Origin of the sequence: Aggregatibacter actinomycetemcomitans (assembly GCF_003130205.1) — a bacterium.
In the GTDB taxonomy this organism is placed as follows: domain Bacteria; phylum Pseudomonadota; class Gammaproteobacteria; order Enterobacterales; family Pasteurellaceae; genus Aggregatibacter; species Aggregatibacter actinomycetemcomitans_A.
Genome location: NZ_NRDF01000026.1, coordinates 1 through 6,880, shown reverse-complemented (window position 1 = coordinate 6,880; position 6,880 = coordinate 1). Strand labels below are relative to the sequence as shown.

At 41.7% G+C, this 6,880-nt stretch carries 7 protein-coding genes and 1 pseudogene; 3 read left to right on the top strand and 5 right to left on the bottom strand.

Going from position 1 to position 6,880, the window contains the following annotated elements; all coding sequences use genetic code 11:
* Positions 1-287: 287 nt before the first annotated feature.
* The 5 genes and pseudogenes from DK423_RS10800 to tusA all read right to left on the bottom strand — a co-directional run bounded on the left by DK423_RS10800 (position 288) and on the right by tusA (position 4,177).
* On the bottom strand, positions 288-1,517 hold the full coding sequence (locus DK423_RS10800; RefSeq protein ID WP_005558297.1) for an aromatic amino acid transporter: 1,230 nt from the start codon (positions 1,515-1,517) through the stop codon (positions 288-290).
* Between the two features lie 126 nt (positions 1,518-1,643).
* Positions 1,644-2,327 (bottom strand): metallophosphoesterase family protein, encoded by a 684-nt coding sequence (locus tag DK423_RS10795; RefSeq protein WP_061886864.1) that lies wholly within the window; start codon positions 2,325-2,327, stop codon positions 1,644-1,646.
* A 15-nt stretch (positions 2,328-2,342) separates the two neighbouring features.
* Positions 2,343-3,614 carry a multifunctional transcriptional regulator/nicotinamide-nucleotide adenylyltransferase/ribosylnicotinamide kinase NadR gene (nadR, locus tag DK423_RS10790; RefSeq protein ID WP_005558293.1) on the bottom strand — a complete coding sequence of 424 codons (1,272 nt, stop codon included), beginning with the start codon at positions 3,612-3,614 and terminating at the stop codon, positions 2,343-2,345.
* Positions 3,615-3,662: 48 nt separating this feature from the next.
* A pseudogene (locus DK423_RS10785) lies at positions 3,663-3,872 on the bottom strand (accessory factor UbiK family protein).
* 59 nt (positions 3,873-3,931) lie between these two features.
* Positions 3,932-4,177: a sulfurtransferase TusA gene (gene tusA, locus DK423_RS10780; protein ID WP_005558291.1), complete on the bottom strand. Its 246-nt coding sequence runs from the start codon at positions 4,175-4,177 to the stop codon at positions 3,932-3,934.
* A 339-nt stretch (positions 4,178-4,516) separates the two neighbouring features.
* On the opposite strand from tusA, the gene DK423_RS11455 reads away from it, so the two are divergent.
* From DK423_RS11455 to hemG, 3 genes are read left to right on the top strand one after another with little or no spacing between them, the layout of a single operon-like run.
* Positions 4,517-4,627 (top strand): DUF1949 domain-containing protein, encoded by a 111-nt coding sequence (locus tag DK423_RS11455; protein WP_231094473.1) that lies wholly within the window; start codon positions 4,517-4,519, stop codon positions 4,625-4,627.
* Positions 4,628-4,645: 18 nt separating this feature from the next.
* Complete coding sequence (locus DK423_RS10765; protein ID WP_109043982.1) at positions 4,646-6,109, top strand: TrkH family potassium uptake protein; 1,464 nt, start codon at positions 4,646-4,648, stop codon at positions 6,107-6,109.
* A complete protein-coding gene (gene hemG, locus DK423_RS10760) occupies positions 6,109-6,621 on the top strand; it encodes a menaquinone-dependent protoporphyrinogen IX dehydrogenase (RefSeq protein WP_005558283.1) in 513 nt (170 codons plus the stop codon). The genes DK423_RS10765 and hemG overlap by 1 nt, the downstream gene beginning before the upstream one ends.
* Positions 6,622-6,880 lie beyond the last annotated feature (259 nt).

Below are 6,880 nucleotides of genomic sequence, written 5' to 3'. Positions count from 1 at the left end.
TCAGTTATTCCACGATTTATCGTGCCGTTCATCAAGGTTGGTTTGATGTTGGTGAGCGAAAAGCCGCCAGAAAACTTTGCCATAAAGGCAAGACCGGACACACCAAACGTCACTTGGAAACACGCGGAAAAATCGTGATTTCCCACACCTTAGGGCTGGAAAACACCTTATGAGGTTTACTTTAAAAAATTGTTGCACTTGGTTTGACAATTCAAGTTATAAAAAAATCTGTACCCTGAGTTTTTCTATGTTCAACTTAGGTACAGATTAATGCAATTTTTCCGCTTCTACCCAACAACCCTTGGCAAGATGCCGGCTTCGGTGAGGAATGGGATGATGATAATGATGATGCCAATAATTAATGCGACGACTAACATGAGATTTCCGCCGGCAACGCGATAAGGGAGATTTTGGTATTGTTTTCTTGTGCGCCATGCCAGACCGATAGGTAGGATTAAGCAATAAAAAGCACATAATAGTCCGGCGTAGCCGAGTGCAGCGAGGAACCCGTTTGGGTAGAACAAAGCGAAAATTAACGGCGGAATGAATGTCGCGATAGTTAAACTTACACGGTTTGCCGGTATTTTAGTGCGTTTGAATAAATCGTTTAGCCCTTCAAATAAACCGAGTGCGACGCCTAAAAATGAGGTGATGAGCGCAAGTGAGTATAATATCGGTAAAACTTGGCTTAGTAAGGTGGTGTCTTGTAGAGTTTTAGTGGCGTTAATCAAGCCGGTTAATGTCGGATCATCTTTGAGTACGGCGACAAATTCGTTTTGGCTTAATATGCCGTGCGTGGCGAGTTGCCACAATAAATAGGCGATGAGTGGAATAGCGGTGCCGATAATAATGGCGGAGCGGAAGCGTTTTACATCGCCTTCCAGGTAATTATTAATGCTGCCCATCACCACATGAAAGCCAAATGAGGTAAAGAAAATCGGGCTTGCGGAAAGAATGAGGGGATAGTCCAAAGGCATCGCCATTAAATTCTCACCGATGACTTTCGGTAACATTATGGCAAGTACGAGAATAGAGACGATGATTTTACCTGAAAATAAGACGCGTGTAATACTGTCTACGCCCTTGGTACCGATAACTACGAAAGCACCTAAAATAAAAGTGAAAATTAAAATAGAAATTTTTAATGTGCTATCGGCGGAGCCTAAGAAATCTTTCGGCAAGGCGTTAGCAAGTAAAGTACCACCACCGGCCATGTAGGCGGCTGATAATGCATATAACAAAATGAAAAGTGAGAGTGTTGAAATAATACGTCCGGGAATACCGAAATATTTTTCCGCCAAGGTTGCTACGCCATCATCTTTGCGTTTGGCAGTTTGATAAACTTCAACGAAAAGCAGTCCACTGTAAGCAAGGAGTAACCAAAGTCCGATGAGAAGTGCAGCGGTAAAGGCGAATCCCATGCCGGCGGAGGTTAACGGCATGGCAAGCATTCCAGCACCAATAGCGGTTCCGGCGATAATTAAGGCGCTGCCGAAGGTTTTATTTTTTAATAACATACATTCATCCTAAATAAAGTAGGTCGGTATTATCGCATAAAGTCGTCGGAGATTAAGCGCTAATGCGCCGATTTTGTTATAAGGTGCGGTCTTTTTTGAGGGCGTTTTTGATGGGAGTTAATTTTATTATTCTCTGTCATCAACGCTGATATAAAGATAATTTCCTGCTTCATCACACAGGCTGCGAAATCCCACGTTGATAATCTGGTAATTCTGTTGTGGTAAGATGCGGTAATCAAAATTTTCGTGGTGATACCCGTGATAGATTTGTGTTACACCTAATTTTTTTGCCAGTTGATTGATCACATCAAAGCCGGAAGGGTGCGGTTTCGGCGCTTCATGGCAAATTAAAATATCGGCTTGTTGTTGCTCGAAAATTTCAATATCGGAGGGAAAAATGGACGTGCGGTGACGCAAAGGCACACCGCCACGCCAGATTTTTCCCTGCGGGCAATATTGGCAATAATGGATCGGATCAAAAAATAACGGCTTATTCGGCGGCATCCAGATTTGTCCGCGAAATACTCCGCCCAAACCGGCAATTCTTTTATTCTGAATTTGTTGCACGCGCCCATGTAAATTGCGCGTTTTCCATTCTGTCCCCCAAATAGACTCAAATGCCGCCACGGTTTTGCTGTCGTGATTGCCGTGAATAAACCAAATATCCGCATATTGCGCCAATTTTTCTAAAGGCTCGGGATTGGTAAGCTGTAAATCGCCCAGGATGATGAGCGCCACATCCCGGCGTTCTTTCAGAAAAGGGTAAAGATGATCAAAACTCCCGTGCGGGTCGCCTGCAAATAAAAGCATAGTTACCGCCTGAAGTTAAAAAATAGAATTGCCGTGATCGCTGCTTAACTCAGGCAGTTCTTCCTCATTGAGGATTTTTTCCACAATTTCTTTTACCTGATTATAGCGCTCCAAATAACTCGGCGATTCAATTTCAATATATGGGACATTGTATTTATCTAACAATTTTTTGAGTAATTGTTGGAAGCGTTGTCGCTGTTTTTGATTGCCCAGGCTGCGCAAACCGTCATCAACCCATTGTGTGTTATTGTTTAACAAAATGGTGACATCAAAAGGATATTCTTTAATCATGGAATCCAAAAACGGGTGTGCTTTGCCTTCATATTGAATACAAAATGCCTGTGTGGTGATGAAATCCGTATCAATAATGGCGACTTTGTGGGCGTGTCGCACGGCATAATCGATGTAACGCTGATGCCCTAATGCCATTTGCGGGTAGTCGGAATATTGCATCGCCTGTTCGTCACCGCCCAGTTTTTCAAAGACGAATTCGCGCCCGTATTCCCAAGCGGAGGTGGTGTTGAAGACCGTCGCCAATTTGTTCACCAACACGGTTTTACCGCTGCTCTCGCCACCTAAGATGGCAATGGTTTTGGCGAAAAACGGACGTACTTCTTTCGGGATAAATTTCCAATAATGGAACGGCTCGTTACGAATTTTTGTGGCGGACACGTTAAAAAACGCGCGCTCGGGATCGACTAAAGACACGTCTAAATTGAGGTATTTTTCATAAGGTGCTTTGTCTTGAATTTCGCTACTGAATACGATATTTGGGGTAAATCTTTTTTCTTTAAATAAGTCTTTGACCCGTTCTGCCCATGCTTGCCAGCCGTTCGGATAATTCGGCAAACCGTCTTCAATTAAATGGTGGATAAAAATCTGATTTTTCTGATATTTAAAAATTTGCTGCATCCAACGCAAACGATCTTGTACGGTGGGCATACGCTTCATTTTACTGTCGTAAAACAGCTTTAAATCCCGCTCCGTATCGCTACAAACAATCACATGCACTTCATCCACTTTACTGAAGGCTTCGTAGATCATATTAATATGACCGGTGTGCACCGGATAAAATTTACCGAAAATCACACCGACTTTTTTATTATTCGGTACATCAATTTGTAGCACACGATGCAGCGCCGTCAGTTTTGTCGCACTCGGATTTTTAATTTTTCCGCTGACTAATTGATTGAAATAAGCACGGGTAATATTCGCTCTTTGGCAAACATCATTTACTTTGAGATTCAATTTTTTACGTTTTTCTTGTAAATATTGGAATGCAGACATACCTATTTCCTCATTTTAGTGCACGTGTAGCAAAAGTGCGGTCGAAATTTATTTTGTTTTTGCAGCAGAGAGTTCTTCCGCGTGTTTTTCAAGTTCGCTTAATTTTTCACGGATACGTATTAACACTTGTGTTTGTACATTAAATTCTTCGCGGGTCACAAGATCCGGTTTGGGTAATCGGGCTTGTAAAACCTATTTAATCTTGGCTTCCGTATCCAGCGCTAAGTCTTTAATGCCTTTAAGGCGATTGTCTTGAATTTGTTGTATAACATGCTCTATTTTTTTGATTTAGCATAGATGCTTCATTTTTTGTCTGTTTAAACTGATTTCCCTTTTTTAACCCAGTAACGATAGGGGATCTGAGCTGTTTCGCTATGTAGCAAAGTATGATCCATAAATTGGCAGAAACTCGGAATATCACGGGTAGTTGCGGGATCATCCGCCAGCATCAAAAGTACATCGCCTTCTTGTAAATGGCGAATTTGTTTGCGTATTAACATGACCGGTTCGGGGCAACGCAGACCAATAGTATCAAGTGTTTGGGTGATTTTTATATTATCCATTTTTATTATTTATTACGAAAAATTATGGGTATAATACAACAAAGTATGATACAAAATCAGCAAAATTCCTCAAATGCGTTAAACGTATGATTGAATATCAAATTCCTAAAAGTGCGGTGGATTTTAGCGAAAGAAATTAAAAAGAATCGTTTTGCTACGGTCACCGGTGGATTAGTACGCGCTTATAGCGGTGGCGTTCAATAGGCGTTAAAATTACTGGAAACCGAAAGCAAAGTCGCGTATTTATATTACGAAATGTGCTGTGATTACGCACAAATTAATTGGGTGTAAGCGCTGTACGAACAATATGCTGTTTTGAATCAAACACAGGATTTTCAGGTGGATATTACTTTGCGTTTGGCGATTCGACCTGATAGATTAGCGCGTTTCCAACAAGCATTGGCGGAACGCTCTGCCGGGCAACTGGTTTTAAACGAAATTAAAAATTAATTATAGAGAGATTTTTTAGTGCATTTTTTATCCATTTTACGCATCGTTGGCATTTTAGTGATGTGCTTTTCCTGTACCATGCTGCTGCCGGCATTCGTTGCATTATTATATGGCGATGGTGGTGGTAAAGCTTTCATCCAATCCTTTGTGATGAGCGCCATTGCCGGCGTAATCCTGTGGTGGGCTTGCCATCACCATAAGGAAGAATTGCGCTCACGAGAAGGATTTCTGATTGTTGTTGCCTTTTGGGTGGTTATGGGGAGTCTTGGGGCAATTCCTTTTATGTTATTTGAAGATCCTGATTTGACTATTTCTTCCGCATTTTTTGAATCCTTCTCCGGTTTAACCACGACAGGCGCGACCACCATTGTCGGTTTAGACAACTTGCCAAAAGCGATTTTATTTTATCGCCAGTTATTGCAATGGCTTGGCGGCATGGGGATCATCGTGTTGGCGGTGGCGATTATCCCATTGTTGGGGATCGGCGGAATGTCGCTTTATCGCGCGGAAATTTCCGGTCCGTTAAAAGAGAACAAAATGCGCCCGCGTATCACCGAGACCGCCAAGACATTATGGATCATTTATACTTCATTAACCCTGCTTTGTGCTTTTTCTTATTGGCTTGCGGGAATGTCGCCTTTTGATGCCATTAGCCATAGTTTTTCCACCGTGTCTATCGGCGGTTTTTCTACTCACGATAGCAGTATTGCGTATTTTGACAGTTCGACGGTTAATATAATCACCGTTATCTTCTTATTGATTTCTGCCTGTAACTATGCTTTGCATTTCAATGCCTTTTCGCAATTAGGTAAACGAAATATTTTCCTTAGCTATTTTCGCGATCCGGAATTTCGCTTCTTTATGCTGATTCAGTTTTCTTTAGTATTGATTTGCTTTGCCATGTTATTAGCAAATCATCATTTTGATGAAACCTTCCAAAACCTTGAACAAGCGGTTTTTCAATCCGTTTCCATTTCAACCACGGCGGGCTACACCACCTCCAGTTTTGAACAATGGCCACTATTTTTGCCGATCCTCCTGTTATTTGCTTCCTGTATAGGCGGTAGTGCAGGATCCACTGGTGGCGGCCTCAAAGTGGTGCGTGTTTTGGTGCTTTATTTACAGGCTAAACGTGAACTCAAACGGTTAATCCATCCCAATCTAGTTTACCCGATTAAATTAGGCAAAAGGGTGTTAGACGAACGGGTTATCCAAAGTATTTGGGCGTTTTTTTCCGCCTATTTACTGGTTTTTGTAATTTGTCTGCTGGGCGTCATCAGTTGTGGCGTAGAAACTTTTGATGCCTTTAACACCGTTATCGCCTGCTTAAATAATGTCGGACCGGCACTGGGAACGGTCAGCAGTAATTTTGTTGGCATCCCTGATAGCGCAAAATGGATCCTGACTTTAGCCATGGTTTGCGGTCGTTTGGAAATTTTCTCCTTATTGGTCTTATTCACTCCTGCATTTTGGAGATCCTAATGAAAACACTTATTTTATATTCAACTCATGATGGACAGACCAAGAAAATAGCCGATTATATCGCCGAAGTAATCACCACCAATGTGGAGGTGAAATCGATTAACGAAGAAGTGAATTTTGCCGATTATGAGCGCATTATTATCGGAGCTTCGATCCGCTACGGGCATTTCAATAAACAGCTTTATAAAACGCTGGAAAAACACACCGCACTTTTGAATCAAAAGACCACCGCCTTTTTTGGCGTCAATCTGACAGCGAGAAAAACCGACAAGGCAACGCCTGAAACGAATGTTTATGTGCGTAAATTTTTGCAACGTATCACTTGGCAACCGACGATCTCCGCGGTGTTTGCCGGTGCATTGCTTTATCCGCGTTATGGTTTCTTCGACCGCATGATGATCCAACTTATTATGCGGATCACAGGCGGAGAAACGGATCTTACAAAAGAAATCGAATATACTGATTGGCAAAAAGTGCGGTCGTTTTCAGAAGCGTTTTTGCAGTTGAAATAAGTAAGTTGTATTTTTTCTAAGCTATCGACAAAAAAATGTAAAAATCCGCTTGATCCTATCGTCGGGATCCCTATAATACGCATCCGCACTGCAAGGGCAGTAACTAAAGGAAAATAAACAAAATATTTTCTTGACGACAAATAAGATCTTCATCTATAATTTGCGGCCTTGCTTAATGCAAATGTTCTTTAACAATCAATCAGACAAACTGTGTGGGCACTTAGAGATTCGTTTTAGATTTAGATATTTAAAAATAGGA

What these genes read in the sequence shown, in the direction of transcription:
- nadR (WP_005558293.1), bottom strand. Translation starts at nt 3,614, where the DNA reads ATGTCTGCATTCCAATATTTACAAGAAAAACGTAAAAAATTGAATCTC.
- hemG (WP_005558283.1), top strand. Translation starts at nt 6,109, where the DNA reads ATGAAAACACTTATTTTATATTCAACTCATGATGGACAGACCAAGAAA.
- DK423_RS10795 (WP_061886864.1), bottom strand. Translation starts at nt 2,327, where the DNA reads ATGCTTTTATTTGCAGGCGACCCGCACGGGAGTTTTGATCATCTTTAC.
- DK423_RS10800 (WP_005558297.1), bottom strand. Translation starts at nt 1,517, where the DNA reads ATGTTATTAAAAAATAAAACCTTCGGCAGCGCCTTAATTATCGCCGGA.
- tusA (WP_005558291.1), bottom strand. Translation starts at nt 4,177, where the DNA reads ATGGATAATATAAAAATCACCCAAACACTTGATACTATTGGTCTGCGT.